Genomic DNA, 2,549 nt, shown 5'->3' on the forward strand with positions numbered 1-2,549 from the left:
CCGGCGGATAACATCGCGGTTGCGATGGCGGTCGTCCGGGGCCTCTGCCGCCCGTCCACCCGCACAGCCCGGCTGGTACACGGCTGGTACAACCCCGCCGGGCTGCGGGACTGCGCTGTGCGGTCCGTCAGCTCAGCAGCCAGGTGTCCTTGGAACCACCGCCCCGGGACGAATTGACGATCAAACTGCCTGGGGGCGCGACCCTGGTCAACGCCACCGGCGCGACGACTGCCTGCGCACCGAGGTAGACGAAGGCGCGCAGGTCCACCGAGCACGGCAGCAACCGGCCCTCATGCCAGGTCGGATGGGTCGACAGCCGCACGAGCTCCTGGCCGATCCAGCGCCGCGGATCAGCCAGGATGCGCCGCCGGACGGCGGCGAGCTCGGTCTCACCCGCCTGCGGGCCGATCAGGACACCGTCCCCGCCGTAGCCGTCGGCGGGCTTCACGACCAGCTCGTCGAGATGGTCCAGCACGTGCGCGCACTGGTCGGGATCCCCGCAGACATAGGTGTGGACGTCGTCCAGCAGCGGCCGCTCGCCCAGGTAGTAGCTGATCAGTTGCGGCACGTAGGCGTACAGGAGCTTGTCGTCGGCGACCCCGTTACCGGGGGCGTTGGCCAGACTGAGGGTGCCCGCCCGCACCGCGGCGACCAGCGCCGGACCCAGCGGCCGGCCGTCGGCGGCCACGGCCGTGTCCAGGTCGTCCTCGTCGAAACGCCGGTACAGCACGTCGACGCGCCGCCGGCCGGCGCGGCCGAGGTGATGGATGACAACGCCGTCGGGGCCGTCGTCGGCGACAAGGTCCGACGGCTCGACGAGCGCCACCCCCATCTCCTCGGCCAGCAGCGTGTGCTCGAAATGTGCCGAGTTGTCCGACCCGTCGGTCAGCACGGCGACCACCGGCTCCCCCGCCGCCCGGGTGGGCGCCGCGGCGACCAGGGTCTCGTGCAGCAGGGTGGGCATGCCGTCGACCCCCATGAGCCCGTCGGGCAGTGCCAGTTCGGGCAGGATCAGCCGGGTCAGCCGCCGGCCCTCCATCGCATAGGCGACCCCGGAGGGCACCCGTAGGTTGTCCTCGAGGACGTACCAGCTACCGCTGGCATCCCGGACCAGGTCGATGCCGGTGACGCTCGCCCGTACGGCGTCCACGGGCACGTCGAACCCGGCAGCCCGCATCCCGGGAGCGTCCCGCACCGCCCAGGCCGGGACCACGCCGTCCCGGAGAACGGACTGCTCGCCGTAGACATCGTGCAGGAACGCCTCCAGCGCCCGGACGCGCTGGGACAGACCCGCCCGCAGCCGTGACCATTCGGCGCCGGAGACGATGCGCGGCACCAGGTCGAACGGCAGGGGGCGGGCCGCGTCCTCCCCGGACACCCGGAACACCGCGCCGCGGGAGATCTGCTCGGCGCCGCGGGCGTCGGAGCGCTGCGCCAGCACCCCCGCTCCGAGGCTGTCCAGCGTCTGGATCACACTCCCGTAGGATGCGCGGACCGCGCCGTCGGCGTCCACCACCTCGTCGAAACCCTCCGGCTGGTAGCCGGCCAGCAGGCCCGCCGCCGGCTGCGGACGACGGGTGGATGCCACGGCCGCGGCCAGCGGGCTCGCCGCGCCCGCCACCTCGCGGGTCTCGGCGAGGATGAGGTCGGCGACGTCGGCCAGCCGCTCGCGCCGGGCAAAGGCCCGCCGCTGCCGGGCCGCGGCGCTGCCGCGTCCAACGGCATAGTGGGTGAGATCGCGGATCAGCTCCCAGTCACCGGCGTGCTCGAGCTCGGCGCGCACCTCGTCCACCAGCCGGTACAGCAGGTCCCGCGCTGGTACCGGACCCGCCCCGGCCACGTCGATGAGGTCACCTTCGATCCCGGACCGGGCCGCCCGCCAGGTGGCCGCCCGCAGCAGTTCCGTTCGCTGCGGCGGTACGGGCACGCCGGTCTCGATCGCCAGGGTCGCCCGGCGGACGAGCGCACGGAACAGGCCGGCGATGAGGATGACCGTGTCGACGTCCGGGCAGGCGTCACAGACACGCAGTTCGACCGTGGGCAGATGCGCGGACGGACGGACGTCGAAGTAGACCATGCCAGGGTCGCTGATCACCCCGGACTTGATCAGATCCGCGACAACCTGGTCGTATTCGGCCGCCGTGCTGAACGACCCGGTGACACCGGCGGTCGGCCACCGCTGCCACACCAGCGTGCGCATGCTCGCGTAGCCGCTGTCCATGCCCTTCCAGTAAGGGGAACTCGCCGACACCGCGAGCAGCGTCGGCAGCCACGGCGCGACCCATGCGGCCACCGCTATCGCGAGGTCGCGATCCGCGACCTCGACATGCACCTGCGCGCCGCAGATCAGCTGTTCCCGGGCGAGAAGCTGGTAGTCGGCGAGCATCTGCTCGTAGCGTGGGTCATGGCTGATCCCGAGTACGTCCTGGTCGACCAACGGAACGGTTCCCGCGGACGCGAGGCCGAGTCCGAGCGGTTCGGCGGCCGCCACGAGCTCGTGCCGCAGCTGGAGCAGATTGCCTCGCAGGTCGGCGAGATCGGTGCACGGA

The 2,549-nt window shown here is 72.3% G+C and carries 1 protein-coding gene; it reads right to left on the bottom strand.

Annotated elements, in window-relative coordinates; all coding sequences use genetic code 11:
- Window positions 1-127: 127 nt before the first annotated feature.
- The coding region (locus DD1DGNOD_RS18300) for a carboxylate--amine ligase/circularly permuted type 2 ATP-grasp protein (protein WP_131770694.1) at window positions 128-2,549 on the bottom strand (2,422 nt) is incomplete at its 5' end.

This window comes from Candidatus Protofrankia californiensis (assembly GCF_900634765.1).
GTDB classification, from domain to species: Bacteria; Actinomycetota; Actinomycetes; order Frankiales; family Frankiaceae; genus Protofrankia; species Protofrankia californiensis.